The sequence below is a fragment of the Streptomyces sp. NPDC086787 genome, from assembly GCF_044745865.1.
GTDB lineage: Bacteria > Actinomycetota > Actinomycetes > Streptomycetales > Streptomycetaceae > Streptomyces.
This window is the reverse complement of sequence record NZ_JBIVBC010000006.1, coordinates 127687-153939: the sequence shown is the minus strand read 5'-3', so window position 1 is coordinate 153939 and position 26253 is coordinate 127687. Positions and strand designations below refer to the sequence as shown.

Annotated in this window: 20 protein-coding genes and 1 pseudogene; 13 read left to right on the top strand and 8 right to left on the bottom strand. The window is 71.9% G+C overall.

Annotated elements, in window-relative coordinates; genetic code table 11:
• Positions 1 to 27: 27 nt before the first annotated feature.
• Complete coding sequence (gene sodX / locus ACIPK3_RS17155; protein ID WP_402570794.1) at positions 28 to 462, top strand: nickel-type superoxide dismutase maturation protease; 435 nt, start codon at positions 28 to 30, stop codon at positions 460 to 462.
• Here sodX and ACIPK3_RS17150 read toward each other — a convergent pair.
• On the bottom strand, positions 366 to 995 hold the full coding sequence (locus ACIPK3_RS17150) for a CGNR zinc finger domain-containing protein (protein WP_402570435.1): 630 nt from the start codon (positions 993 to 995) through the stop codon (positions 366 to 368). The genes sodX and ACIPK3_RS17150 overlap by 97 nt on opposite strands.
• Before the next feature lie 99 nt (positions 996 to 1094).
• Between ACIPK3_RS17150 and ACIPK3_RS17145 the strand changes: the two genes are divergently transcribed.
• A complete protein-coding gene (locus tag ACIPK3_RS17145; RefSeq protein ID WP_402570433.1) occupies positions 1095 to 1868 on the top strand; it encodes a class I SAM-dependent methyltransferase in 774 nt (257 codons plus the stop codon).
• Positions 1869 to 1951: 83 nt separating this feature from the next.
• Here the strand turns inward: ACIPK3_RS17145 and ACIPK3_RS17140 are convergent, their stop codons facing one another.
• From ACIPK3_RS17140 to ACIPK3_RS17130, 3 genes are read right to left on the bottom strand one after another with little or no spacing between them, the layout of a single operon-like run.
• Positions 1952 to 2752 (bottom strand): amino acid ABC transporter ATP-binding protein, encoded by an 801-nt coding sequence (locus tag ACIPK3_RS17140; protein ID WP_402570431.1) that lies wholly within the window; start codon positions 2750 to 2752, stop codon positions 1952 to 1954.
• Positions 2749 to 3672, bottom strand: coding sequence for an amino acid ABC transporter permease (locus tag ACIPK3_RS17135; RefSeq protein WP_402570429.1), 924 nt, complete (start codon positions 3670 to 3672; stop codon positions 2749 to 2751). The genes ACIPK3_RS17140 and ACIPK3_RS17135 overlap by 4 nt, the downstream gene beginning before the upstream one ends.
• Positions 3673 to 3702: 30 nt before the next feature.
• Positions 3703 to 4665: an ABC transporter substrate-binding protein gene (locus ACIPK3_RS17130; RefSeq protein WP_402570427.1), complete on the bottom strand. Its 963-nt coding sequence runs from the start codon at positions 4663 to 4665 to the stop codon at positions 3703 to 3705.
• 555 nt (positions 4666 to 5220) lie between these two features.
• Here ACIPK3_RS17130 and ACIPK3_RS17125 point away from each other — a divergent pair.
• Positions 5221 to 6444, top strand: a complete 1224-nt coding sequence (locus ACIPK3_RS17125) for an NADP-dependent malic enzyme (protein ID WP_402570425.1) — start codon at positions 5221 to 5223, stop codon at positions 6442 to 6444.
• A gap of 212 nt (positions 6445 to 6656) precedes the next feature.
• Here ACIPK3_RS17125 and ACIPK3_RS17120 read toward each other — a convergent pair whose 3' ends face one another.
• Entirely contained in the window at positions 6657 to 7937 is a 1281-nt protein-coding gene (locus tag ACIPK3_RS17120; RefSeq protein ID WP_402570424.1) for an IS701 family transposase, read from the bottom strand.
• A gap of 165 nt (positions 7938 to 8102) precedes the next feature.
• Between ACIPK3_RS17120 and ACIPK3_RS17115 the strand changes: the two genes are divergently transcribed.
• Positions 8103 to 9068, top strand: coding sequence for a zinc-binding dehydrogenase (locus ACIPK3_RS17115; RefSeq protein ID WP_402570423.1), 966 nt, complete (start codon positions 8103 to 8105; stop codon positions 9066 to 9068).
• Between the two features lie 81 nt (positions 9069 to 9149).
• On the opposite strand, the gene ACIPK3_RS17110 is transcribed toward ACIPK3_RS17115, so the two are convergent.
• Positions 9150 to 10214 (bottom strand): PadR family transcriptional regulator, encoded by a 1065-nt coding sequence (locus tag ACIPK3_RS17110; RefSeq protein ID WP_402570421.1) that lies wholly within the window; start codon positions 10212 to 10214, stop codon positions 9150 to 9152.
• Between the two features lies 1 nt (position 10215).
• Positions 10216 to 11172: a DUF4097 family beta strand repeat-containing protein gene (locus ACIPK3_RS17105; RefSeq protein WP_402570420.1), complete on the bottom strand. Its 957-nt coding sequence runs from the start codon at positions 11170 to 11172 to the stop codon at positions 10216 to 10218.
• Positions 11173 to 11365: 193 nt separating this feature from the next.
• On the opposite strand from ACIPK3_RS17105, the gene ACIPK3_RS17100 reads away from it, so the two are divergent.
• A complete protein-coding gene (locus ACIPK3_RS17100) occupies positions 11366 to 12223 on the top strand; it encodes a hypothetical protein (protein WP_402570418.1) in 858 nt (285 codons plus the stop codon).
• Between the two features lie 30 nt (positions 12224 to 12253).
• Here the strand turns inward: ACIPK3_RS17100 and ACIPK3_RS17095 are convergent, their stop codons facing one another.
• Positions 12254 to 12436: a DUF6104 family protein gene (locus ACIPK3_RS17095; RefSeq protein WP_402570417.1), complete on the bottom strand. Its 183-nt coding sequence runs from the start codon at positions 12434 to 12436 to the stop codon at positions 12254 to 12256.
• A gap of 182 nt (positions 12437 to 12618) precedes the next feature.
• Between ACIPK3_RS17095 and ACIPK3_RS17090 the strand changes: the two are divergent.
• The 8 genes and pseudogenes from ACIPK3_RS17090 to fxsT all read left to right on the top strand — a co-directional run.
• A pseudogene (locus ACIPK3_RS17090) lies at positions 12619 to 13116 on the top strand (CU044_2847 family protein); the annotation flags it as partial.
• 131 nt (positions 13117 to 13247) lie between these two features.
• A complete protein-coding gene (locus tag ACIPK3_RS17085) occupies positions 13248 to 15413 on the top strand; it encodes a trypsin-like peptidase domain-containing protein (protein ID WP_402570415.1) in 2166 nt (721 codons plus the stop codon).
• A 131-nt stretch (positions 15414 to 15544) separates the two neighbouring features.
• Entirely contained in the window at positions 15545 to 16564 is a 1020-nt protein-coding gene (locus tag ACIPK3_RS17080) for an AAA family ATPase (RefSeq protein WP_402570414.1), read from the top strand.
• Between the two features lie 7 nt (positions 16565 to 16571).
• On the top strand, positions 16572 to 19970 hold the full coding sequence (locus ACIPK3_RS17075) for an SAV_2336 N-terminal domain-related protein (protein WP_402570413.1): 3399 nt from the start codon (positions 16572 to 16574) through the stop codon (positions 19968 to 19970).
• A 47-nt stretch (positions 19971 to 20017) separates the two neighbouring features.
• Positions 20018 to 20194 (top strand): FxSxx-COOH cyclophane-containing RiPP peptide, encoded by a 177-nt coding sequence (fxsA, locus tag ACIPK3_RS17070; RefSeq protein WP_402570411.1) that lies wholly within the window; start codon positions 20018 to 20020, stop codon positions 20192 to 20194.
• Between the two features lie 178 nt (positions 20195 to 20372).
• Positions 20373 to 21578 (top strand): FxsB family cyclophane-forming radical SAM/SPASM peptide maturase, encoded by a 1206-nt coding sequence (locus ACIPK3_RS17065; RefSeq protein ID WP_402570409.1) that lies wholly within the window; start codon positions 20373 to 20375, stop codon positions 21576 to 21578.
• A complete protein-coding gene (locus ACIPK3_RS17060; protein WP_402570793.1) occupies positions 21578 to 23020 on the top strand; it encodes an aKG-HExxH-type peptide beta-hydroxylase in 1443 nt (480 codons plus the stop codon). The genes ACIPK3_RS17065 and ACIPK3_RS17060 overlap by 1 nt, the downstream gene beginning before the upstream one ends.
• A 152-nt stretch (positions 23021 to 23172) precedes the next feature.
• Positions 23173 to 26175, top strand: a complete 3003-nt coding sequence (gene fxsT / locus ACIPK3_RS17055) for an FxSxx-COOH system tetratricopeptide repeat protein (protein ID WP_402570407.1) — start codon at positions 23173 to 23175, stop codon at positions 26173 to 26175.
• The last annotated feature ends 78 nt before the right edge of the window (positions 26176 to 26253 follow it).

The window sequence follows — 26253 nt, the reverse complement described above, 5'->3', positions numbered from 1 at the left end:
GACGAACGGACCGGGGAGGTGCCGGGGATGCCGGAGCCGTCGCAGGAGAACGGGCGGGCGGGGGCCGCGAAGGCCTTCGGAGTGGCCGAGGTGACCGGGCCGTCCATGGTGCCCACGCTCCATCACGGGGATCTCCTCGTGGTGCACTACGGCGCCAGGATCAGGCCCGGTGACGTCGTCGTCCTCCGTCATCCCTTCCAGCAGGACCTGCTGGTCGTCAAGCGGGCAACCGAGCGGCGCGAGGGCGGCTGGTGGGTGCTCGGGGACAACAGCTACGCCGGCGGGGACAGCACCGACTACGGGACCGTGCCGGAGGATCTGGTTCTCGGCCGGGTCCGGCTGCGGTTGCGGCCGTTCCCGGTGGGTCAGCGTTCGCCGCTCGCGCTGGCGCGCTGGGCGCTGTCGGCGGCCAGGCCCGTCTTCTCGGACAGGTCGGCCTCCTGGCGCTTGCGGGCCCGGTAGGCGGCCACGTTGGCGCGCGTCGCGCAGCGGTCCGAGCAGTAGCGCCGGGAGCGGTTCGTCGACGTGTCCAGATAGGCGTTGCGGCAGGGGTTCGCCTGGCAGAGGCCGAGGCGGTCCACGCCGTACTCGGTGAGGTGGAAGGCGAGGCCCATCGACGCGATCGCCGCGTATCCCGCGGTCGCGTTCGAGGGGTGGTCGGCCAGGTGCATGTGCCACAGCGGGCGGCCGTCGTCGTCACGGTGGTCGTGCCCGGAGATCTGCGGGCTGACCGGGAACTCCAGCAGCAGCGAGTTCAGCAGGTCGACGGCAAGCGTCTCGTCTCCGTTGTCGGCGGCCTCGAAGACCGCGCGCAGCCGGGCCCGTACGGAGCGGAAGCGGGTGACGTCGGTGTCGGTGGCACGACGGGCCGCCGACTGGTTGACGCCGAACAGATCACGGACGGCCTCGACCGAGGTCAGGGTGTCCTTGCCCCGGGCCGGTTCCTCGCTGTTGACGAGGCGCACGGCGTAGTCCGAGTAATAGGCCAATTCCACTTGTAGTCCTTACGGCGGCGCTCTATGGTCATGTCTGCGGTCGGGTAATGGACGGTCGCGCTTACAGGGTATTACGGACCTACGGGTTGGAGGGGTGCGATGACGGACGTGCGCACGACTACGGCGGCCGGTGCCGACTGGGCGGCCTGGCAGAAGAGCTGGGACCGGCAGCAGGAGTGGTACATGCCGGACCGGGAGGAACGCTTCGGGATCATGCTCGACATGGTCGAGGCGCTCGTCGGCGCCACGCCGCGCGTGCTCGACCTAGCCTGCGGCACCGGCTCCATCACCGCCCGGCTGCTGGCCCGGCTCCCCGGCGCCACCAGCACCGGCGTCGACCTCGACCCGGCCCTCCTCACCATCGCGGAGGGCACCTTCGCGGGCGACGGGCGGGTCACCCTGGTGACCGCCGACCTCAAGGACCCGGACTGGACGACGAGACTGCCGTACGACTCGTACGACGCGGTCCTCACCGCCACCGCCCTGCACTGGCTGCACACCGAACCCCTCGCGGCCCTCTACGGTCAGGTCGCGGGGCTCGTCCGCGACGGTGGTGTGTTCATGAACGCGGACCACATGATCGACGAGACCACGCCCCGGATCAACGCGGCCGAACGCGCCCAGCGCCACGCCCGCATGGATCAGGCCAAGCGGGACGGCGCCCCGGACTGGGCCGAATGGTGGCAACTGGCCGCCGATGACCCGGCCCTCGCCGGGCCGACCGCCCGCCGCTTCGAGATCTACGGCGAGCACGCCGACGGGCAGATGCCCTCGGCCCACTGGCACGCGAGCGTGCTCCGCGAACGGGGCTTCGCCGAGGCCCGGCCGGTGTGGTGCTCGCCCTCGGACACGCTGCTCCTCGCCCTGAAGTAACCACGCCGGCAGCCGGTGGACAGCACGAGGGGCGGTACGGGAATCCCGTACCGCCCCTCGTCGCGGCAAGCCGCGTTGACGCCTCAGAGCACCTTCGACAGGAACGACTTCGTCCGGTCGTGCTGGGGGTTCGTCAGGACCTCGCGCGGATGGCCGGACTCGACCACCACGCCGTCGTCCATGAACACCAGCGAGTCGCCGACCTCACGGGCGAAGCCCATCTCGTGCGTGACGACGATCATCGTCATGCCGTCCTCGGCCAGGTCGCGCATTACGTCCAGGACCTCGCCGACCAGCTCCGGGTCGAGGGCCGACGTCGGCTCGTCGAAGAGCATCAGCTTCGGCTGCATCGCCAGCGCGCGGGCGATGGCGACACGCTGCTGCTGACCGCCGGAGAGCTGCGCCGGGTAGTGGCCCTTGCGCGGACCGAGGCCCACCCGGTCGAGCAGACGCTCCGCGCGTTCGCGGGCCACCGCCTTCGACTCGCGCTTGACCTGGACCGGCGCCTCCATGACGTTCTCCAGGGCCGTCATGTGAGGGAACAGGTTGAAGCGCTGGAACACCATGCCGATGTCCCGTCGCTGCGCCGCGACCTCCTTCTCCTTCAGCTCGTACAGCTTGTCGCCGCGCTGCCGGTAGCCGACCAGGTGGCCGTCCACGTACAGCCGGCCTGCGGAGATCTGCTCCAGGTGGTTGATGCACCGCAGGAAGGTGGACTTGCCGGAACCGGACGGGCCGATCAGGCAGAACACCTCGCGCGGGTTCACCTCCAGGTCGATGCCCTTGAGGATGTGCGCGAGCCCGAACGACTTGTGCACTCCCTCGGCCCTGACCATGGGCGCGCCGCTGCTCGGCGGGGTGATGTCCTTGGAAAGCCTGCTCATCGGGCCACCTCCGGGCGGCGGAACGAACCGAACAGTCGGAGGTTCTTCTTCAGCCGCTGCAGCGGGGTCGGCGGCAGGCTGCGCGTCGAACCGCGGGCGTAGTGGCGCTCGATGTAGTACTGCACGATGCTGAAGATCGTGGTGAGGAACAGGTACCAGATGCAGGCCACGAAGTACATCTCGACCACTGCCAGCGAGGTGCTGGAGATGTCCGTGGCCTTCTTGATGATCTCGGGGAGCTGGACCGCGTAGGCCAGCGACGAGGTCTTCAGCATGTTGATGAACTCGTTGCCGGTCGGCGGGATGATGACCCGCATCGCCTGCGGGAGGACCACCCGGCGCAGCGTCTTGCCCTGGGTCATGCCCAGCGCGTGCGACGCCTCCGTCTGCCCCTCGTCGACCGACTGGATGCCGGCCCGGACGATCTCCGACATGTACGCGGCCTCGTTCAGGCCGAGTCCCAGCAGGGCCGTGAGGACGGGAGTCATCACATCGGTCATCTCGTCCTTGTAGAACCCGAGGTTCAGGACGGGGAAGACGATCGAGATGTTGTACCAGAGCAGGAGCTGGACCAGGACGGGTGTGCCGCGGAAGAACCAGACGTAGAACCAGGCCACGGTGCTGGTGACCGGGTTGGCCGACAGGCGCATCACGGCCAGCACCACGCCGAGTCCGACGCCGAGCACCATGGCCAGCACGGAGATGTAGAGCGTGGTCCAGGCGCCCGAGACGATGCCCGGGTCGAACACGTAGTCCGGGATGATGCTGTAGTTGATCTTCGCGTTGGAGAAGGCGACCCCGATCAGCGCCACGAGGGCGAGGACCACGGCACCGGCCACCCAACGGCCGTAGTGCCGCACCGGGATGGCTTTGATCTGCTCCGGCGGCGCCGCCGGAGTCTTGTCGACTATGTCAGTCACGGTGACTGCCTTTCAGCACTGCGCGGGGACTCAGGAGCCGCCGTTGGTCTTGGCTTCGGTCACCGCGCCGTCCGTGACGTTCCACTTCTGAAGGATCTTGGCGTAGTCGCCGTTCTTGATGATCGCGTCGAGCGCGGCCTGAAGGGCGTCACGCAGCTGGGTGTTGTCCTTGCGGACGGCGATGCCGTACGGGCCGGCCTCGATCTGCTCGCCGACGACCTCGAAGTCCTTGCCGCCGCCGGAGGTCTTCGCGTTGTACGCGGCTACCGGGAAGTCGTTCAGGTCGGCCACGGACGCACCCTGCTTCAGGCGGAGCAGGGCCTCGGGGTCGGTGTCGTACGTCTGGAGGTCGATGGCCTTCTTGCCCTCGGTGGTGCACTTCTTGCTCTGCTTCTTGGCGATGCCCTCGGACGTGGTGCCCTTCTGCAGGGCCACCACCTTGCCGCAGAGGTCGTCGAGGGACTTGATGCCCTTCGGGTTGCCCTTCTGGACCAGGATCGAGGTGCCGGCGGTGAAGTAGTCGACGAAGTCGACGCCGTTGCCGACCTTCTTGCCGGAGTCGGAGTCGACACCGTCCTGACGGGCCTTGGTGTCGTTCATGGCGGACATGACCGCGCCGAAACGCTTCGCCTGGAGACCCACGATCAGGTTGTCGAACTTGCCGTTCTGGAACTCGAAGCGCACACCGAGCTGCTTGCCGAGGGCGTCCGCGATGTCCGGGTCGATGCCGACGGCCTTGCCGCCCTCCATGTACTCGACCGGCGGGTACGCGATGTCGGAGCCCACCTTGATGACGCCCGCCTTCTTGACGTCGGCGGGGAGCTTGTCGGCGAGCGGAGCCGAGGCGTTCGACGAGGCGGAACCGCCGTCGTTGTTGCCCGAGTCCGTCTGGTCACCGCAGCCCGTGAGGATCAGGGCGCCTGCGACCGCTATCGCGCCGACCGCGGCTGAGCGGGAGCGGGCGGTCGTACGACGGGTGGAGCGAGCGGTCATGGTGGGTTCCTCCGGCGAAAAGGGTGGAGATGCCGTTAGGTCGACGAGAACACACACTTTCGGGTGTCGCGACCTCGTGGGTTTACGGCATCTTGCCATTCGGTTCACGAGATTCAGGGGACTCCCTATGTCAAAATCGCATAACGGGTGATCCCCGAAGCTGCGTGTCGGTTGGCGCATCCCGCCGGACGGTCTGCGGCATTCCCTCGATCCGGCCGTAATTCCTTCGGCGTATCTCACCCCTCGGTCGGTGCTTGCCCAGCCGTCGTGGCCGTGCCCGGGGCGCTCCGTCCTCCCTCGACGTGGCCTCGATGTCATCAGGTCGTGACCTTCTAGGCCCGTGATGTGACCTTGCACCTAATGGACTCGTCGTCGGCCCTGTCCGTCGGGTAAGAAGGTTCTTTACACCCCTCATCCGGGGCTCAGGGCGCGTGTGCGGCGCGCCCGTCGTGTACGGCCCGTACGAATCAGGCAATCGGGTCATACGCGGTCCCGCCCACTCTTCACCAGGAGTGGTCCACCCTCAAACCATGAACACTTAAGGGGTAAAACGAAGTGGCAGCGGAGATCGTCAATCCTCGCAGCGACGGCAAAAAGGACCAGGACGGCGGGGCCGAGCCCCTCGACTCCTTCGATCCGGCGTTCGCGCTGCACCGCGGCGGCAAGATGGCTGTGCAAGCCACTGTGCCGCTGCGCGACAAGGACGACCTGTCCCTCGCGTACACGCCTGGAGTCGCGCGCGTGTGCACCGCGATCGCGGAACAGCCGGACCTGGTCAACGACTACACATGGAAGTCGTCCGTGGTCGCGGTGGTGACCGACGGTACGGCCGTCCTCGGACTCGGGGACATCGGCCCCGAGGCCTCCCTTCCGGTGATGGAGGGGAAGGCGATCCTCTTCAAGCAGTTCGGCGGCGTGGACGCCGTCCCGATCGCGCTCGACTGCACCGGCGTCGACGAGATCGTGGAGACCGTCGTCCGGCTGGCTCCCTCGTTCGGCGGAGTCAACCTGGAGGACATCTCGGCGCCGCGGTGCTTCGAGATCGAGCGCAGGCTCCAGGAGCAGCTGGACATCCCGATCTTCCACGACGACCAGCACGGCACGGCCGTCGTGACCCTGGCGGCGCTGCGGAACGCGGCTCGGCTGAGCATGCGTGAGATCGGGCAGCTGCGCGCCGTCATCTCGGGCGCCGGTGCGGCCGGTGTCGCCATCGCCAAGATGCTGGTCGAGGCCGGCATCGGCGACGTGGCGGTGGCGGACCGCAAGGGCATCGTCTCGGCGGATCGCGCCGACCTCACGGAGGTCAAGCGGGAGCTTGCCTCCTTCACCAACAAGGCGGGCATCACCGGCACGCTGGAGAAGGCCCTCGCGGGCGCCGACGTCTTCATCGGTGTCTCCGGCGGTACGGTCCCGGAGGAGGCCGTGGCCTCCATGGCGGAGGGCGCCTTCGTGTTCGCGATGGCCAACCCGAACCCGGAGGTGCACCCGGACGTCGCGCACAAGTACGCGGCGGTCGTCGCGACCGGGCGTTCGGACTTCCCGAACCAGATCAACAACGTGCTCGCGTTCCCCGGCATCTTCGCGGGCGCGCTCCAGGTGCGGGCCTCCCGGATCACCGAGGGCATGAAGATCGCGGCGGCGGAGGCGCTGGCCGCGGTGGTCGGCGACGATCTCGCCGCCGACTACGTCATCCCCTCGCCGTTCGACGAGCGGGTCGCTCCCGCGGTGACCGCGGCGGTCGCGGCCGCCGCGCGCGCCGAGGGCGTTGCCCGTCGCTGACGTTGCTCCGAACGGCCCCGTCCAATTCCGTTGGGCGGGGCCGTTTCCGTTGGGCGCGGCCGTTTTGCCTGCCCGGTCGTCCGTTCTTCCATTCGGGTGATTTCGGATCATTCCCTTAGTAGGACTCCGTTAGGTCGTTCTTGGTCTTGTCCTCGTGTGGGCTCTGGTGGGGAGGGATTGTTGGCAGCTGGTGCAGATCCCGGTCCAGCACCTCAGGGTGTTTTGGAGAGCGTCGAGGATCTGGAAGAGAGTGAGCCTGGTTGCGGTGCTTTTGGGGCCAGGCGCTGTTCGGTGAGGAAGGCGTGTGCGGCGGTCGCGAGGGTGACGTGGTGGTGCCAGCCCGGCCAGGAACGGCCTTCGAAGTGGTCCAGGCCCAGGCCGTGCTTGAGCTCTCGGTAGTCGTGCTCGATGCGCCAGCGGACCTTGGCCAGGCGGACCAGATCGGCGATCGGAGTGTCGGGCGGCAGGTTGGACAGCCAGTACTCGCTTGGAGCTTCGGCGCCGGCGGGCCATTCGGCAAGCAGCCAGCAGTCGGGGAGAACCCCGTCCCACCAGCCCGGCCCGGCCGAGGCCGCTGTTTTGATCGGGCGTTCGACGGCTTTGCCAGCCGGACGCACGCGCACGGCCGCGAAGCGGGAACGTAATTCCCCCTTCGAACCCTGGCGCCACGTGAGAGGAACAAACTTCTCCTGCCCCAGAGTTGCGGCAAGGACTGCCACCGACGGGGCCTTGTGGCGGTATCGCGGCTGGGGCCAGCAGCCGACATTTCCTTTGCGCTGTGGGGTCTCGGGTTCTGCGTCGAGCGGGTGGGCGCTCACGTCCGACCGGATGGACAGGACATAGGTGAGTCCTCGCTTCGACAGTGCGGCCCGCAGGTGTGCGTTGGTGCCGTAGGCGGCGTCGGCCACCACCGCCGGCGGTGTCATCCCCCAGTCCGCGAGAGTGTCGAGCATGTCCAGAGCCAGCCGCCACTTCTCCCGGTGCGTGACCTCGGGCGGAATGCGGGTCCTGACGCGGCGGTGACTGTCCGAAGCCCACTCCTCGGGCAGGAACAGCCTCCACTGCAGCGGGCACGAGGCAGCGTCGCTGGCGGCGTGGACACTGACGGCGACCTGGCAGTTCGCGCGTTTACCCAGGGCTCCGCAGTACTGCGGAGCCACCCCGACCGACATCCGGCCGTCCTTCGGCATCGACACATCATCGATCACCCAGGCCAGCGGCTCGATCAACGGCAGCAGACGTTCGTTGATCCGCCGCTGCACGGGCACCGGATCCCAGGTCGACTGGTTCACGAACTGCTGCAGGTTCTGCTCGTTGCCGTCCGGCAGCCGCTCAGCCATCGCCTGGATCGACTTGCGGCGGCCGTCCAGCATGAGTCCCCGCAGATAGCAGTCGCCCTTGTCCCGCTGGTCCTTCCGCGGCACCGAAGCCAACACATCGGCCACGAACAACGCCAACGTCGCCCGGACACGCCTCACTTCATGTAAGTCCACAACCCCAACATGCTCTTGATCAGCACAAACAGGAAGACCTAACGGAGTCCTGTTAGGGCTCGCCCAGGGATGGCCGCCTCCGGACACCATGCCGTCGCGCAAGAGGGCGTGTGTCACAGCGGGCCGTGGTTCCGTCCGTGTGATCGGGAACCTATCGTCGAGCCCATGTTCGCTGTCTACGCCGCCCGAATCGACCGCGACCAGCCGCTCTCCGGCCTTGAGCTGGGCGAGCGCCCGGCGCCCGAGGCCCGCCCCGGCTGGAGCACCGTCGATGTCAGGGCCGCCTCCCTCAACCACCACGACCTCTGGTCGCTTCGGGGCGTCGGCCTGCCGGAGGACCGGCTGCCGATGATCCTCGGCTGTGACGCCGCCGGCGTCGACGAGGACGGCAACGAGGTCGTCCTGCACTCCGTCATCGGCCAGACCGGTCACGGCGTCGGCCCCAGGGAGCCCCGCTCGATTCTCACCGAGCGCTACCCGGGCACCTTCGCCGAACAGGTCGCCGTGCCGACCTGGAATGTGCTGCCCAAGCCCAAGGGGCTCTCCTTCGAGGAGGCCGCCTGTCTGCCCACGGCCTGGCTGACCGCCTACCGGATGCTGTTCACCAACGCGGGTGTACGGCCCGGGGACTCCGTCCTCGTCCAGGGCGCCGGTGGCGGTGTCGCCACGGCCGCGATCGCGCTCGGCAAGGCGGCGGGGCTGCGGGTCTTCGCCACCAGCCGCGACGAGTCGAAGCGAAAGCGGGCCATGGAGCTCGGCGCCGTGGAGGCGGTCGAGCCGGGGGCGCGGCTGCCCCAGCGCGTGGACGCCGTCATCGAGACCGTCGGCGCCGCCACCTGGTCCCACTCGGTCAAGTCGCTGCGGCCCGGCGGCACGATCGTCATCTCCGGTGCCACGAGTGGCGACCGCCCCTCGCACGCCGAGCTGACCCGCATCTTCTTCCTGGAGCTGAAGATCGTCGGTTCCACGATGGGCACCAAGGACGAGCTGGAGGACCTGCTCTCCTTCTGTGCCGCCACCGGTGTACGCCCCGTGATCGAAGAGATCCTCCCGCTCGACCGTGCCCGCGAGGGCTTCGAGCGGCTGGAATCCGGTGACCTGTTCGGGAAGATCGTGCTCACCAACGGCTGATCGGTCGTCAGCGGTTGATCGGTTGCCCTCCGCCTGTCCTTCGGCCGGCCCGGTCCCTCGGGCCGGCCGAAGGAGTATGTGTCAGACCTTCGGCCCGCGCAGTATCGCGCCGATGTGCGCCGCCGCCGTCGACAGATGGCGCCGTGCGTCGCGGAACTGGTCGGGCGTGACACCGTGGTCCCGGGACGCGTCGCGGATGTCGTCGCGGAAGCGGTCGAGCAGGCGGTCCAGGTCGCGGGCCGGGTCACCGCTGCCGTCCTCGTGGGCCCAGGCCGGTTCGTACTCGGCCGGGAAGGTCTCGGCGGGGTACGCGTATCCGGGCCCCGTGGCGGCCCCGCCGGCCTCGGATTCCTTGCTGGTGCCGGTTCGGGCTCCTGTGCCGTGGCGGCCGAGGCCGAAGTCCTTGCCGAAGCCCTTCCCGAACTCGCCGAACTCCTTGGCGAGTTCGGTCAGGCCCTCACGGACTCCGGTGGGCCAGTCGCCGCGCGCGAAGTGGTCCTGCACCTGCTCCTGGACCTTCCGGGCGATGCGCTGCATCTCCGCCTGGGCCTGAGCCTGCGCCCGGGACTGCGCCTCCTGTGCCTGGTGGCGGGCCCGCTGGGCCTCCTCGCGGGCACGGCGGCTCTCGTCCTTGGCGCGCCGAGCCTGCTCCTTCCACTCCTGCTTGACGCGGCGCATCTCCTCCTTGGCCGCCTGCCATGCCTCCTTCTCGCCGCCCGCGCCGTACTTCGTGCCGCCGTCGCCCGGCCCGGTGCCGTTCCGCGCCTCGCTGGCGGCCGCGCGCATCTCGCGGCGCAGGTCTCCCGCCGCGCCGCGCACATCGGCTCTGATCTCGGCGGCGAGCTCCGCGACCGACTCGCGGATCTCCAGCTCCAGATCGGCCAGTTCACCGCTGCGGTCGGCCAGTTCGGCGCGGCCGGCGTCGGTGATCGCGTACACCTTCCGGCCGCCCTCGGTGGTGTGCGTGACCAGGCCCTCAGCCTCCAGCTTGGCCAGCCGCGGGTAGACGGTGCCCGCTGACGGCGCGTACAGCCCCTGGAAGCGCTCCTCGAGCAGGCGGATCACCTCGTAGCCATGGCGCGGGGCCTCGTCGAGGAGCTTGAGCAGGTACAGGCGGAGGCGTCCGTGCGCGAAGACGGGAGGCATGTCAGAGCACCTTCTTGTCGGTCGTGCCCTCGGACTCGGCCGGGGAGTTCTGGGTGGTCGCGCCTTCGGCGGTCGTGTTGCCGTCCGGGGCGGTGACGGGCTTGTCGTCCGCCGGTGCCGGCGGCTCCGTCTCCCCTCGCTCGTCCAGGTCCTCCCTCGGCGGGCGGCGCAGCAGGGCGATCGAGCCGGAGACCGTGGTGGCCCTTAGCTTGCCGGTGCCTGCGCCGAGCCGTCCGGTGATCTTGTGGGCGCCCCACTGGCCGTGCACCCGCAGATCGTCGAAGGCGTTGGAGATCGTGCCGCTCGCCGTGTTCGCCTCGACCTCGGTGTCCGCGGGATGCGGCAGGCGGATGGCGATCTCACCGGAGACGCTGGTCAGTCTGACGTCGGTCGGGCCGTCCGGGTCCAGATCGATGATCATGGAACCGCTGACCGATTCGGCGCGCACGGAGGAACCCGAGCCCTCGACGACGGTCAGGTCGCCGGAGACGGAGTTGAAGCGCAGGTCGCCGGTGACTGCCTGGGCCTCCAGGTTCCCGGACACCGTCGAAGCGCGCACCGGGCCGGAGAGGGCGACCAGGGTGGTGTCGCCGGTGACGCCCTTGACCTCCGCGTGGCCGCTGATCCCCGACACGACGGCGCCGGCGCCGACGACTCCGACCTCGACACGGGTCTTCGCGGGGACCGCGAGGGAGACGACCGCGCTGCGCCGCCAGCCCTTGCGGTCGAGCCACTTGAGGAAGCCCTTCCAGGGCAGGTCCTCGTACGCCACCGTCAGTGTGCCGCCCTGTTGGGTGACCACCAGGGGCGGGCCCTCTATGTCCGAGACCTCCAGACGGGCGGAACCCTCGTCCGTGGCCACGACGTTGACCGTTCCGTTGACGATGCGCACGTTCAGCTCGGTCACGGGGGTGTCGAAGGCGAGCTTCGTGGGCTCCACGACGGACCACTCGGACATGGTGCTGACCTCCTTGATGCGGCGATGCGACGATGCGAAGCGACGCGCCATATCGCGTCATCCGAGAAACACGATATATCGTGGACGATGGAAGTCAAGGCGCTCGTTCGTGTGATCACCGAAACCCCGGCCGACGCCCCGGTTGATGCCCTATATCGGGCGGAGAGTGGGCGAAGTGCCTAGCGTGTTGACCATGTCGACGGATGGGTTTCGGGCCGGTTCACGGGGTGCTCCCGCCCCCGGCGCGCTGCTGCTCTGCCGGGCCGACCCCGACGCCGTCGCCCCCGTCGCCGACCTGTTGCGCGAGCGCATGCTGCTCACCGGTGCGGGCGGCGAGTGGAGCGTGCTCGTGCCCGAGGGAAAGCCCTGGCTGCGCGGCGGCGAGCCGGTCGACCGTGTCGCGACCGGCTGGGCCACGGCACTGGCCGTCGGCTCGTCCTGGCCCGTGCTCGCGCTGTGGTGGGACGCCGACCGCGCCGGATACACCCTCGCCTCCGGTTTCCGCCGTCCCGTGGCCTATGTCTGGCTGGCCGACGGCACCCCGGCGGGGGAGGGCGAGGCGATGCGCGCCTTCGTCGTGCGCCTCGGGCTGGATCCCGTACTCGACACGCAGTCCCTGGACCGGCTCACCGCGACCGACCCGGCGGCCGACGGGCCCGACCGGCTGCGCGAGCTGCTCGCCGTACTCGCGCGCGCGGGGGTGTCGCTGCCCGCCGGGCTCGGCCCCGGCGAACACGCCGACCGGCTCCGCGAGATCGCCCGCCTCCAGAACGACGTGCGCCAGGTCGAGGGGGTGGGAATCCTCGCGGGGTGGCGGGAGGCGGTGCGTGCAGAGATCGACGCCGTGGACACGGGGCGTCTCGCGCCGTGGCTGCCCCGGCCGGGTGATCCCCGCGCCCGCGCGCTGGCCCTGGCCCAGCTGGCGGCGGGACTGCCGGTGACGGTGTGGGGCCTGCGGCGGCGCAGCGGCGGGTGGGTCGCCGCGGGGGCGCTGCTGCTGGCCTACGGGACGCTCGGGGTGGCCTACGAACTGGTGCGGCCCCGCGACTGAGGCGGTGCCGTGGGCCCGGGGGCGGCGGTGCTACTCGTCGTCGTCCTCGTCGTCCAGGCGGGCCAGCCACGTCGCCAGCCGCTCCACCGGGACCTCGAAGTCGGGGTTCAGGTCGACGAACGTGCGGAACTGCTCGGCGAGCCACTCGAAGGTGATCTCCTCCTCGCCGCGCCGCTTCTCCAGTTCCTCGATGCCTCGGTCGGTGAAGTACATGGATCGTGCTCCGTGATGGATACAGGGGTTGGGCCGCTCCCGCGCGGGAAGAACCCTCTCCTTGCGGGAAGCAGAGGCGACGTCTTCCCGTCCGGGACGCCACGGCAGGGACAGGAAAAGGATAGGCGCAGGGGAGCACCGCGCCCACGGGCCGGCGGTGCCGCGGGGATCGGGGGAGCGGCATGGGGCAGGAATCGACACGGGTGGCGCGGATACTGCTGCCCGACGGCACGCCGGTGTGGGCCCGGATATCCGGAGCCGAGGAGCTCGCAGTGCCGTCGGGGGAGCTTTCGTACACGGACACCGGATTCACCGAGCGGGTGGAGGCGACCGTCGAGAGCCTGCACTCGCTCGTCACGGGGGTCGCGCGGTCGCTGGCCGGGCCGCTGCGCGCGGTGCGGCCGGACGAGGTGAGCGTCGAGTTCGGGATCGAGCTGAGCGCGAAGGCCGGGAAGATCGTGGGGCTGCTCGCCGACGGCGAGGCCAAGGCGGGCATCACGGTGACCCTGACGTGGAACGGCGGCGGGCCGCCGGACCCGGCGAACCCGGGCCACGGTCCGGGTTCGGACGGCTCGGCCTCGGGCGGCTCGGGTTCGGGTCCGGGCGGCGGCTCCGTCTCGGGTCCGGGCCCCGGTCCCGGCCCGGGTGGCTCGGCTCCGGGGAGCGGTGGCGCGGCCCCCGCCTCCGGAGCCACCCCCGGCGGAGCCGCCCACATCCTCGGCGCAGGCGTCCGCCGCGCACCCCGCGCGGGCGCATCCGCCGGTGTTTCGAGGCATGGGGGCGGTCGGGGGGCCGTGGGTGGGGAGGGCGCATGACGGAGCGGTACGACGGGGGCGCAGCGGAGAGTTCGCGTGCTGCCCAGCATGCTCTGCGTGAACTCGTCATCGCGGCAACCGTACGCATTCATCGCACAGGTGTCGGGTATGTCCCGGACGAACCCGGCACCTTCCTCGGCAGCGGCTTCTTCATCGCTCCGAACTGGGTGCTGACGTGCGCACATGTGGTGGTCGGAGGGGAGGGGAGCGAGGTGTCCGTCGTCTACGAGACCGGCCCGGGGCAGGGGCCGGCCGCTGTCACCGGACAGGTGGCGGCCACCCTCCCCGAGCGGGTGGAACACCTCGTGACCGGCAGCTGGCCCGCCCCGGACCTGGCCCTCGTCCGGCTCCGCGAGCCCGTCGGCCACGACTGTGTGTACGTCTCCGAGCGGCCGGCCGCGCACTACGGCGAGGGCAGGGTGTTCTACGCGGGCTGGACCGTGACGGGGGGTCAGTTGCAGGTCCTGGACGGGTTCCTGTCCGTGCAGGGCACGATCGGCGGCTGGTCGGCGGGCGCGCAGCTGCGGCTGGGCCACAACGACCTGCCGCCCGGAGTCTCCGGCGGCCCGGTGATCGACCCGGTGCGCGGTGAGGTCATCGGCATACTGAAGTCGCGCGCGGACCACGGGACGGGCGGCACCTCCACCGGCATCGAGCGTCTGCGCACGTTACGGGTGCCGCCGAACGCCGTGACGACCGAGCACGACGACCTCTACCAAGCGGTCTTCCACGCCCATGACCGCTACCACCGCGACCGCCAGCAGCCCTCCGAGTCCAGGCGCCCCACCTGGGCCGACGCACAGGCGGAACTGGGCGCACGCCCCGGCCGGACGCTCGGCCCCGACGAGCGTGGTGAGTTGCTCGGCAGGCTCTCCGACCTTCCGCCGCCCGCCACCACCCGTGGCCTGCTGGACCTCCTCGACTCTCTCCCGAACTTCCAGCCGCCCACGCTGGTACCGGCTCCGCGCGGCTGGCGCGACGGCCTCGGTCTGCTCTACGAGAACGCCCGGCAGGACGGGGCGCTGAAGCTCGTACTCGACTACGCGATGCTGGTCCTGGAGGCCGAACGTCCCGCGACGCCCAGCGTGCTCGAAGCGGAGCAGGCCCTGTGGGAGTGGGTGAAGCAGGCGTCGACCGGTCTCGACAGCGGATATCGCCACGCTCTCGCCCGGCGGCGCGCCAAGTGGCTGGGCCTGCGCCCCCGGCCGCATGCCTCGCCGGTCACCCCGGCCCGCCCACTCACCCCGGTCGTGTCCACGGCGCCAGCCCTGCCCGGTCTCGCCGTGCTGCTGGAAGTGCTGCCGCGGGGCTGGGAGCCGGACCACTGCGACTGGTCGGTCTGCCTGACCTCACCCGATGGCGACGTGACCCGGCTGCACGAGGCCGAGCGCACCCCACTGGCCGGGCTCGCCGCACAGGCCGCCGAGCCTCTCGCCGAGGCCTTTCGCCGCGGCGACGAACCGGGGCGGCCCGTGGTCCTGCACGCCGCCCTGCCGCACCAGTTGCTTGGGCTGGCCGTGGACGACTGGCGGCTGCGACCGGACGGCGCCCCGCTGGGCGCGGAACGGCCCGTCGTCGTGCGCTGCTCCGACCGCGACCAACTGCCCGGCGACGCCGAGCCGGCGTCGTACACCGGCACGGACACCTCAAGCACTCACGCCCCGAGCACTCACCCCCCGAATGCGCACCCCGAGGAGTGGGACGACCCGGAGCGCCAGGACCGCTGGCGGCGGCTGCATGTGCGCGAGGCGCAGGCCGAGGTGCTCGACTGCGACGACGGCGTGCGCGAACCGGTCCCGACGGTCGGGGAGCTGCGCCGACTGCCACCCCGCGCGGTTCCGGTGCTGTGCCGCTACGGCGACCTGCGCTACGAGGACGACACGGCCGCGCTCGGCCGGATCGTGCGCGCGGGTTTCGGAGTGGTCCTGTGGCGCCGTTGGCGGGGCCGGCCCGAGGCCGTCTGCGGGGAGTTCCACCGGGGCGCCAAGCAGGTGGTCGACGACGGGGAGGGCGCCGCGCTGCTGCCCGACGTGGTGCACCGGCTGCGGGTCAGACTGCGGGCGGGGTTCCCGGATGCCTTCTGGGCCGACGGAATAGCACTCCTGTACGACGACCCGCATGAGCCGTTGCCCGGAACCGGAGATCTCCTGGAGGCCCCCTGATGCCACGTGCTCCCTGCGCCCCTCGGCCTCTTACCAGCTTTCCCACGGGTCGATAACGTGATGGACGTTCGACCCGCTGTGACGCATGACGACGGCTGCCGTGGTGGACGAGGGACGACGAGGACCGGATCATGACCGAATCCAGTGAGTGGCTCATCTACCGAGGCGCCGGGGAACCCCACGACGGAATGAGCCGGCTGCCCCCGCCGCCGCCCTGGCGGGACTTCGCCGGACGGGGCACGGCGGACGACGACGGCTCCCGCGACCGCAGGCTTGGCGCGCACCGGCATCTGGCGGAACTCCACCGCCCCGGCGCCGAGGAGCTGGAGATGATCAATGCGGCGCTCTATCTGCGCCGCCCGCTGCTCGTCACCGGCAGCCCCGGCGCGGGCAAGAGCACGCTGGCCCACTCGGTCGCCTACGAGCTGGGCCTGGGCGAGGTCCTGCGCTGGTCCGTCGTCAGCCGTTCCACGCTCCAGGACGGGCTGTACCACTACGACGCGATCGCCCGGCTCCAGGACGTGCAGATCGCCGCGCAGGGCGGCTACGGCTCCGCGGCGGGCAGCCCCGGTTCCGTCGAGGCCATCGGCAGCTACATCCGCCTCGGTCCGCTCGGCACCGCCCTGCTGCCCTCCGACACCCCGCGCGTGCTGCTCATCGACGAACTCGACAAGAGCGACATCGACCTGCCCAACGACCTGCTGAACGTGCTGGAGGAGGGCGAGTTCGAGATACCCGAACTGCAGCGGCTCGCCGACCGGCTGCCGGACGGGGAGGCCGAGGTGCTCACCGCAGACGGCACCAAGGCCCGGGTCCGCGACGGCCGGGTGCGCTGCCACGCCTTCCCGTTCGTGGTGCTCACCAGCAACGGGGAGCGGGACTTCCCCGCCCCCCTGATGCGCCGCTGCATCCATCTGGAGCTGGACCGCCCCGACCACAACCGGCTCGCCACCTTCGTCCGCGCCCATCTGGGCGACGAGGCGGCCCGCGTGGGCGACGACCTGATCACCCGCTTCCTGGAGCGCTCCCGTGGTGAACTGCTCGCCGCCGACCAGCTGCTGAACGCGATCTACCTCACCGACGCGGCCGCCCCGCCGAGCCGCGACCGACTCGCCGACCAGCTCATTCAGCGGCTCGACCGCCCGAGGTGAGGCGCTGATGCCCGACGCCGCGGCACGCCACGGTCCCCCCGACCCCGACCACCGCGCCCAGATGCCCGGCCCCTCCGGTGACCTGCTCACCGAACTCGTCGCACGGCTGCGGTCGGCCGGGCTCGATCCGGACGCCGAGGGGCTCAGCGACGCCCTCTGGCTGGCCCGCTGGACCCGTCCCGCCCAGCCGCCGGACCCCGACGCGGCCGCACCCGACGGCCGGGCGGGACGGTCCCGCCGCCCCGGACAGCAGCCGCCCGCCGGGACCCCGGCCACGGCCGAGCGGGACGAGTCGCGGCTCCGGCCGCCCGAACCGCCGTCGTACGGCGCCCGCCCCGACGGAAACGTGCCGCTCTACCCGCCGGCCCGGGGTGGAGCCGGACGCACCCGTGCTGCGGCGGGCCGTGCCACGGCGCTCCCGATCGGGGTTCCGGCGGCCTCGGCCCTGCCTTCGCTGATCGAACTCCAGCGCGCCTTAAGGCCGTTGCAGCGATATCGCGGGGCCGCACCACCGCTGCGCAAGGAACTGGACGAGATCGCGACAGCCGAACTCAGCGCCCGGGCGGGTGGGTTGGTGATGCCCGTGCACCGGGCCGTCACCCGCGGCGACACCCGGCTGCAACTGGTGCTGGACGCCTCGCCGTCGATGCGCGTCTGGGACCGCGTGTTCGCCGAACTGGAACAGGTCTTCGCCCAACTGGGCGCCTTCGGGGACGTCCAGGTCAGCCATCTGCACGAAGGACCGGACGGCGAGCCCGCGGTCAGCCACGGTCCGGACGCGCACTCCGCCCCGCTGCACAGGGCGGACCGGCTCAGCGACCCCACCGGCCGTCGCATCACGCTCCTGGTCAGCGACTGCGCGGGCCCGCTGTGGCGCACCGGCCGCGCCCAACGGCTGCTGCACCAGCTCGCCCGGCACGCACCGGCCGCCGTACTCCAGCCGCTGCCGCAGCGCCTGTGGAACCGCACCCGGCTGCCGGTGACCTACGGAGAGCTCTCCCGCGGCGACGCCCCGGGCGGCGCCGTACTGCGGGTGCGTACCTCGCCCGGCGCACCCCCGCACCCGCGCCGGGGCGCACTTCCGGTCCCCGTGCTGCCCCCCGAACCGGTCGCCCTCGGCGCCTGGGCGCGGCTGCTCTCCGGCGCCGCGCCGGTCGCGGGCGCGGTCGGCTGGGTGCGCGCCGACCAGCCGCCCGCCCCGCCCGCGCGCCCCGCGAGCCCGCTCTCCTGGGTGCAGCGCCTGGGCCGGTTCCGCGCCACCGCCTCCCCGGCGGCCGCCCGGCTCGCCGTCTACCTGGCGGCCGCTCCGCTGTGCCTGCCGGTGATGCAGCTCGTCCAGCGCACCATGCTGCCCCACTCCGGCCCCTCCGAGCTGGCCGAGGTGCTGCTCAGCGGGCTGGTGACCCGGGCGCCCGAACAGCATGACGACGGCGCCCAGTGGTACGAGATGCGGCCCGACGTGCACGAGGCCCTGCTGTCGGTTCTCGGCCGGGACGAGGCACTGCTGGTGCTCAAGCACTGCTCGGAGTACATCGAGCAGCGCTACGGAAAGGGCGGCCCCAACTTCCCGGCCCTCGCCATGGCCCAACTGGACGTGGGCACGACCGGCCGGGGCGCCCCCGTCGGAGGCTTCACCGGTTCCCGCGACGGCCCCGGTGACACCGCGGCGGACGGCGACCTGAGGCTCGTGCCGCAGCCGTTCGCGGAGGTCGCCGCGCGCGTCCTGGAGAGGTTCATGCCACTGCCCGGGGAGTTTGCGGCCTACGGAGAGAGCGGGCCACCCGGCTCAGAGGCCACCGAACCCGACGCCACCGTCCCGGACCAGGCCGCCTCGATACGCGGCGCCGTCGCCCGGGCCCGTTCCCTGACCGCGCGGTTCGACGGCGAGGGCATGGTGCAGGACCTCATCGACGCCGTACAGCTGCTGCGCGGCGCCACCGCGCACGAAGGGCAGGCCGCACCCGACCCGCACCTGTGGGCGGAGTACGCGCGCGCCACGCTGCGGCTGTGGGAGGTGCAGGGCGGCGCCGACCTGTTGAGCGAGGCCGAACGCGCCGCCGAACGGGCCGTGGCGCACCCGCACGCCCTGCGCGAACGGGCCGTCCTCGCGCGTGTGCTGCACGCCGCCGCCGTCGACCGCAGACGGCACGGCGACCAGCACGGCGCGCTCGACCGGCTGCGCCGCGCGGACCGCGAGTACGCGGTGGCCTGCGCGGCCCCCGACCTGGCGAAGGAGGAAGCGCTCGAACTCACCCTGGAGCGCGTCGGCGCGCTGGAGGCACAGTGGCGCCTGGGTGGCGACAGCGCGCTGCTCCAGGGTGCCGTCGGCATGCTGGAGGCGTTCGCCGACTCCTGGCCCGACCGCCGGCTGCGGCCGCCCGGACTGCCGCTCGCCCACGGCCGGATCCTGCTCCGGCTCGCGGAGGCCACCACCGACCGCGAACAGGCCCGCGCACACGCCGAGCAGGCCGCCCGCTCGCTGCGGGACGCCCTGGAGACCGCGAGCGGCACCGAACCGGCGCCGCACGACGAGGTGCGCGTCCGGATCGACCTGGTCGACGCGCTCCTCATCGCGGGCGGCCCCCTGGACGAGGCGCGGGACCGGGTGGACGAGGCACTCGCGCTCGCCCGCGAACGGCCCCGGCGGGCCGCGCTGCTGCTGCGCGCGGGACGCGTCGGAGTGGCACGGCACCGCGAGTTCGGTGACCCGGACGAGCTCCGCACGGCCGCCGAACGCTTCGAGCAGGCCGCGCAGAGCACCCCACGGGACCTGCCCGCGCACGCCGAGGCGCTCGCCGAGTGGGGCGCGGCGCTGCTCACGCTGGCCACCCCGGAGACCGGCGTCCGGGACCTCGGCCCGCTGTCGCAGGCGATCCGCGTGCTGCGCGAGTGCCGTACCGAGACACCGTCCGGCGACCGCCGCCTCGCCCACCGGCTGCTCACCCTCGGCCGGGCCCTGATGGTCCGCTACGGCACCCGGGGCGACCCGGTCGACCTGCGCGAGGCGGAGCACCTGTTCGGGCTCGCGGCGGCCGACGCGGCCGACCCACTGACCGCCGCACGCTGCCTGCTGGCGCTGGGCCGGGCCCGGTTCGAGGCGCACCGCGGCCTCGGCAGGCCCACTCGGCTGGACGCGGCGGCGGACGCGTTCCGGGACGCGGCCGAGGCCGCCGGCGACGCCGAGGAAGCGGCCGAGACCGAGCGGCGCCGGACGGCGGCAGTGGAACTGCGTGCTCAGGCACACCACTGGCGGGGTATGACCTATCAGGCGGCCACGCGACCGCGTGCCGCCCGCGAGGCCTACCAGGCGGCGCGGACCCAGTGGCAGCGGATGCCACCGGGCGCCGTCGCCACCCGTGAGCCGACGGCCGAGGACACGGCACGGAGGCTGGCCGAGCTGGAGTGACGATGCCGGCCGGGACGCGACCGGACGGGACACAGGAGGGGGAGTCGATGAGCGTGTCGGACGCCGAGCCGGGGCGGGACGAGCCGTTGCCGGACGTACTGACCATGAGCCTGGCCGAGTTGCGGACGGCCCGGCATCCGGTGCTGCGGGAGGTGCTGGCGGATCTGCGCGAGCTGGCCGCCCGGCCCGGCGAGATGCTCTGGGGGTTCTCCAGTTCGTTCTGACCGGTGCCGACAAGGGCTGACGGGCGCTGCCAAGGGCCGGGGAAGGAGGTGCGATCCGGTCGAACACCGTTTACGGACAGGCGAGTTCAGGCCCCGCAGGCCGCCCCTTCGGCCAGAAGCGACGGCCGCGAGTTTGCCGGTGTCCCGCCCGGGAATGCGGCCATCGACGGCCGTGGGCATGGGGGGTGGCGGAGTGTCGTACGACGTTGCTCCCGTAACCCCCCTGACACCCGCGGCCCCCGTCCCCTTCCGGCAGTTCATCGTCAAGGCACACGGCCGCTGCAACCTCGCCTGCCGCTACTGCTACCTGTACGAGGGACCCGACCGGACCTGGCGGAACCGACCCGCGGCCGCCCCCACCGCCGTACTCGACCGCACCGCGAGCCGTATCGCCGAGCACGCCGAGGCGCACGGACTGACGGAACTCTCCCTGGTCCTGCACGGCGGCGAACCGCTGCTGGCCGGAGCCGGGACGCTGGCCCGCTTCACCACCCAGGTCCGCGACCGAGTCCCGCCCGGCACCGCCGTACACCCGGTGATCCAGACCAACGCGACCCTCCTCACCGCAGGACGCCTGGACGTCCTCGCCGCCGCCGGAATCCGTGTCGGCATCAGCCTCGACGGCGGCCTGCCCGGTTACAACGCCCGGCGTGTCGACCACGCCGGACGCCCGTCCTGGGCCGCAGCGTCCCGCGGGGCGCGGCTGCTGGCGGAACGCTTCTCCGCGTCGTACGCGGGCATCCTCACCGTCGTGGACCCGACGGCCGACCCGGTCGAGGCCTACGACTCGCTGCTCGCCCTGCACCCGCCGGCCCTGGACCTGCTGCTGCCGCACGGCAACTGGTCGGCTCCACCGCCGCACCTGGCCGGGGAGCGCCACGGGCGGTGGCTGTGCGCCGTCTTCGACCGCTGGTGGTACGCGGGACGGCGGGAGACCCGGATCCGCCTGTTCGAGGCGTGCATCGCCCTGCTGCTCGGGATCCCCGCCGCCACCGAGGCACTCGGCCTCGCGCCGTTCGAGTCCGTCGTGGTGGAGACCGACGGAACCATCGAGCAGGTCGACTCCCTCAAGTCCTGCTACGAGGGCGCGGCCGAGACCGGCCTCGACGTCTTCCGCCACCCCTTCGACGAGGTGCTGCGCCACCCGGCGGTGACGGCCCGGCAGGCGGGTGCGGACGCGCTCGCGGACGGCTGCCGCGCCTGCCCGCTGCTCCGGGTGTGCGGCGGCGGCCAGTACGCCCACCGCTACCGGGCCGGGCACGGCTTCGCCAACCCCTCCGTGTACTGCGCCGACCTCCAGCGCTTCATCCGGCACGTGGCGCGACGGCTCACCGAGGACGCGACAGTCCCGCTGGCCGCCCCGGCGGAAGGAGGCACACCGTGATACTCCCGCCGCTGCCCGAGCACGCGCTCACCGAACTCGCCCGCACCGCGGGCAGCTCCGAGACCCTCGCCCTCCTCGTCCGCGACCAGGACACCCGTCGCCTCCTCGTCCTGCGCACCCTCCTCGACCAGGCGGACCGGTCCCCCGTATGCCCTCCCTCCGTACGGCGGCGGCTGCGCGAGGACTGGGCGATGCTGGAATCCGCCGAGGACACGGCGGACACGGCGGCCGGGACCGGTGCCGCGGCGGGCTCCGCCGTCCGCACCGGACTGCTCCAGCCCCTCCTCGGACCCTGGGCCCAGCGCTGCCTGCGCGCCCTGGAATCCGCCGACGGCTCCGCGTGGCAGCCGGAACTCGCCGCCCACTTCGACCACTTCGGCGCCGTGGCCGCGGCGATCGCCGCCCGCGCCGGTCTCCCCTTCGCCGTACGGCTCACCGCGCACGACGGCACGCTCGTCCTGCCGTCCCTCGGCGCGCTGCGCACCGGCGTCCGGGGCCCGGCCCGGGTGGCGGCCGTCCACCGGCACGGCCGTCTCACCCTGCGCCTGCCGGGCGCCGCCGATGTCGTCGTCCGCCTCCAGGACGGCGTCGGCGCCTGGTCCGGCTCCCGCGCCTGGACCCCCGCCCACGCGCTGCCCGGCCTGCTGCCCGGCACGCCCCCGGTCCCGCTGGACGACCTCGACCCCTACCGCAGCGTGCGCGGCGGACCGCACTACTACGGCCTGAGCGGCCCCGTCACCCTCGACGACGCCGAACGCAAGCGCTGGCTCCAGGCGTGGTCGGGCACCGCCGCGGCGCTGCGCGAGGGCGGCCGGGAGCGGCCGGCCGAGGCGGCCGCCCTGCTGCGCTGCCTGGTGCCGCTCGCCGTGCCACCGGGCGACTCGGCCGACGGCCGCGCCCATGGCGCCTGCAGCTCCACCCGGCAGGACGCGTTCGGGGCCGTACTCAGCAGCACCCCGCCGGACGCCACGGCCTTCGCGACCACCCTGGTGCACGAACTCCAGCACGCCAAGCTCTCCGTGCTCGGCCAGATGCTGACACTGCACCACTCCGACTCCCGCCCCCGGTACTTCGCACCCTGGCGGCCCGAGCCACGGCCGTACGACGCACTCCTCCAGGGCGCCTACGCGCATCTCGCGCTCGCGGACCACTTCGGGCACCGCGCGCTCGGCGCGGGCGACCCGGTCCGCCGCGACCGGGACTGGGCGCTGTTCGCGCGCTACCACGAGCAGGTCGGCGCCGCGCTGCCCGCACTCGCCGGATCGGACGACCTCACGGCGCCGGGGCGGCGGTTCGTCGAGGTCATGGCCGACACCTACGACCGTATGCACGACCACCCCGTCCCCAGGGAACACACGGTCCGGGCCCGCGAGTACGTACGGGCCGCCCGCAGGCTGTGGACACAACGCCATCCCGCACAGGTGCGCCGCTCGTGTGAATGAACATCAGATCCATGCGCGGAACATTGCGTTGGAAGGTGGAGATCGTTGGACGGGAGGGAAAGGATGCGATCCACAGATGTCGGAGCGGGCGCTGTCACGCGCCTTCCCGGTGCCGTGTCCAGCTTCTAAAATCGCTTGCGGGAGGCCGCTGCATGTCTGGAACTCGTAGGCCGGTCGGGTCGACCGGGGGGAGGGCCACGAAGCAGACCGTCACGATCAGCTTCGCCGGGTTCAACCGGGCCTGGGCGGCCTGGATCGGCGACCGTCTGGAGCGGCGTGGTCTGCGCGTGGTCTACCTGCGCTGGGACGCGCCCCCCGAGGTCCGGCTGGCCGACCTGCTGCGCGACCTGAGCCTGGCCGAGGGCCGTGTCCTCATCCTCGTGAGCGAGTGGTACTTCAAACTCGGCCCGCGCAGCTTCGACGAGTGGAACGCGGCGTTGCGCGAGGTCGTGGCGCCGGACCCGTCCCGCTTCGCGGGCGTCTCGGTGACCACCGCCCCGGTACCTACCGCGACCGCCGTCCTCGCGCCCGTCGACCTCGTCAACACCGGCCCGGACGAGGCCGAGCGGCGCCTGTGCGAGCGGCTCGACCTGCCCTTCGAGCTGTCCGTCGGCACCGACACCCGCGCCGTGCCGCGCTTCCCGTCGGCCATGCCCGAGGTGTGGGGCGGCGTACCGCGCCGCAACACCCGCTTCACCGGCCGCGAGCCCCTGCTGAACGACGCCTACCATCTGCTGAGCGGCAGCGAGCCCGGCGCGGGCGTGCTCACCTTCCACGGCATGTCGGGCGTCGGCAAGACCCAGCTGGCCGCCGAGTACGTGTACCGGTTCAGCGCCGACTACGACGTCGTGTGGTGGATCAACGCCGAGAAGCGGGTGACCTACCGCCGGCTGCTCGCCGAACTCGCCCCGAAACTGGGCCTCGCGACGGGCACCGAGTACGGCGAGCGGCTGCGCGCGGTGCGCGACGCGCTGCGCCGCGGCGAGCCGTTCTCCCGCTGGCTGCTGATCCTCGACGGCGCCGACGAACCCGACCAGATCTGGGACCTCGTCCCCACCGGCCCCGGACATGTGCTGATCACCTCCCGCAACCCGCAGTGGAGCGAGCACAACAGCCGCCTGCTCCAGGTCCCGGTCTACACCCGTGAGGAGTCGGTGGCCTTCATCAGGCGCCGCGCGCCACGGCTGGACGAGGCGGACGCCGACCAGCTCGCCGACGCCCTGGAGGACCTGCCGCTGCTGCTGGACCAGACGGCCGGCTGGCTCAACGACTCCGACCTCTCGGTCGACGACTACATCGCCCTGCTGGAGGGCGGCATCGACCAGGACGTGGTCAAGGTGTCCGCCGACTTCCCGGTCGCCTTCCAGACCGCGTGGTCGATACTGCTGAACAAGCTCCGCGAGACCGTGCCCGAGTCCGTGGACCTGCTCCGGCTGTGCACCTTCTTCGCCCCCGGATTCATCCCCGTACGCCTGCTGCGGGAGATGCCGCTGGACGACCTGCCCGAACAGCTCACCGGGCTGCTGGAGGACCCGCTCCTGTGGAACAGGGCGATCAACCAGCTCCGCCAGTACTCCGTGGTACGCCTGGAGTCCCACGACACCGGCGGCGAACCCGGCGGCTCCTCCGGCGAGTCGCTGTACCTGCACCGGATGGTGCACCAGATCGTGCGCGGCGACATGCCGCAGGCGGACCGGCAGGAGTTCGTCGACGTCGTACGGCGCGCCCTCGCCGCGGCCGACCCGGGCCGCGCCACGGACACCCGCCTGTGGGACAGATACGCGGAGATCGTGCCGCACCTCAAGTACGCGGACGTCCTGTACAGCACCGACCGCGCGGTGCAGAACCTCGTCCTCAACTGCCTGCGCTACATGTACTTCGCGGGCGAGTACACCACGGGCGTCAAGCTCGGCGAACGTGCCCTGGAGGCCTGGCGGTCCACGCTCGGTGACTCCCACCCCAGGGTGTACGACCTGATCTACCAGTACGCCAACCTGCTGCGCTCCTCCGGTGACTACGAACGCACCGAGGCCATCGAGCGGGCGGCCGCCGACCGGCTGCGCGAGGAGCGCGGCGAACGGGACCTGGACCATCTGCGCGCCGTCAACAGCCTGGGCGCCGACCTGTGGGGGCTGGGCCGGTACGCGGAGGCCCTGGAGCTCTACCAGTGGCTGTGCCCGGTCTACCGCGACCTGCTCGGCGACGAGGACTCCCGGACCCTGAACGCGCTGAGCAACCTGGGCTTCGCCCACCGGCACCTCGGTCACTACCAGCAGGCCCTCGACATCGACAAGACGACGCTGGAACAGCGCCGCCGGCTGCTGAAGGCACGGCACCCCTGGGCCCTGCTCTCGGAGGCCTCCTACGCCATCGGACTGCGGCTGCTCGGCCGCTACGCCGAGGCCGAGTCCGTGCAGGCGAAGAACGTGCGCGAGTGCCGGCTGGTGATGGGCGCCGACAATCCGCAGACCCTGCGCGCCGAGCACAACCTGGCGCTGTGCCGGTTGCGCGGCGGCGACCGGGCCGGCGCCGGGACGCTGCTGACCCGCGTGCTGGAGCGCTATGAGCGCAGGGTCGGCGACCGGCACCCGGAGACCCTGGCCGCCGCCGTCAGCCAGAGCTGCTTCGCCCGTGAGTACGGGGACATCGACCAGGCCCGCGAGGCCAGCGAGTCCATCATGGCCCGTTACGAGCAGTCGCTCACCGAGGGACATCCCTTCACCGCCGGAGCACGCGCCAACCACGCCCTGATCCTGCGCAGCGTCGGCGAGCGGGACCACGCCCATGTGCTGGCCGAGCAGGCGCTGGCGGACATGACCGCGGCGGTGGGGGAGAGCCACCCCTACGCGCTGGGCTGCGCCGTCAACGCCTCGGCGCTGCGCAACCTGGTGGGTGACACCGAGGGCGCGGCCGGGCTCAGCCAGGACACCATCACCCGGGCCACCGAGTTCCTCGGGCGCACCCACCCGCTGACCCTGTCGGCCAGGGTGGCGCACGCGGCGGACCTGCGCGGACTGCGGGAGGTGCAGCGGGCGGAGAAGGTGGAGCAGGAGGCGCTGTCCGACCTGGAGGCGACGCTCGGCAAGCAGCACGTCCACACCATCTCGGCCCGCTCCCGCAACCGGCCGTTCTGGGACTTCGAGCCCCAGGTCTGATCCGCCCCGGCAACGGGCCCGCGCGCAGGGCCCGGGCAGACGGGAAGGGCCCGTCCCCGGAAATCTCCGGGGACGGGC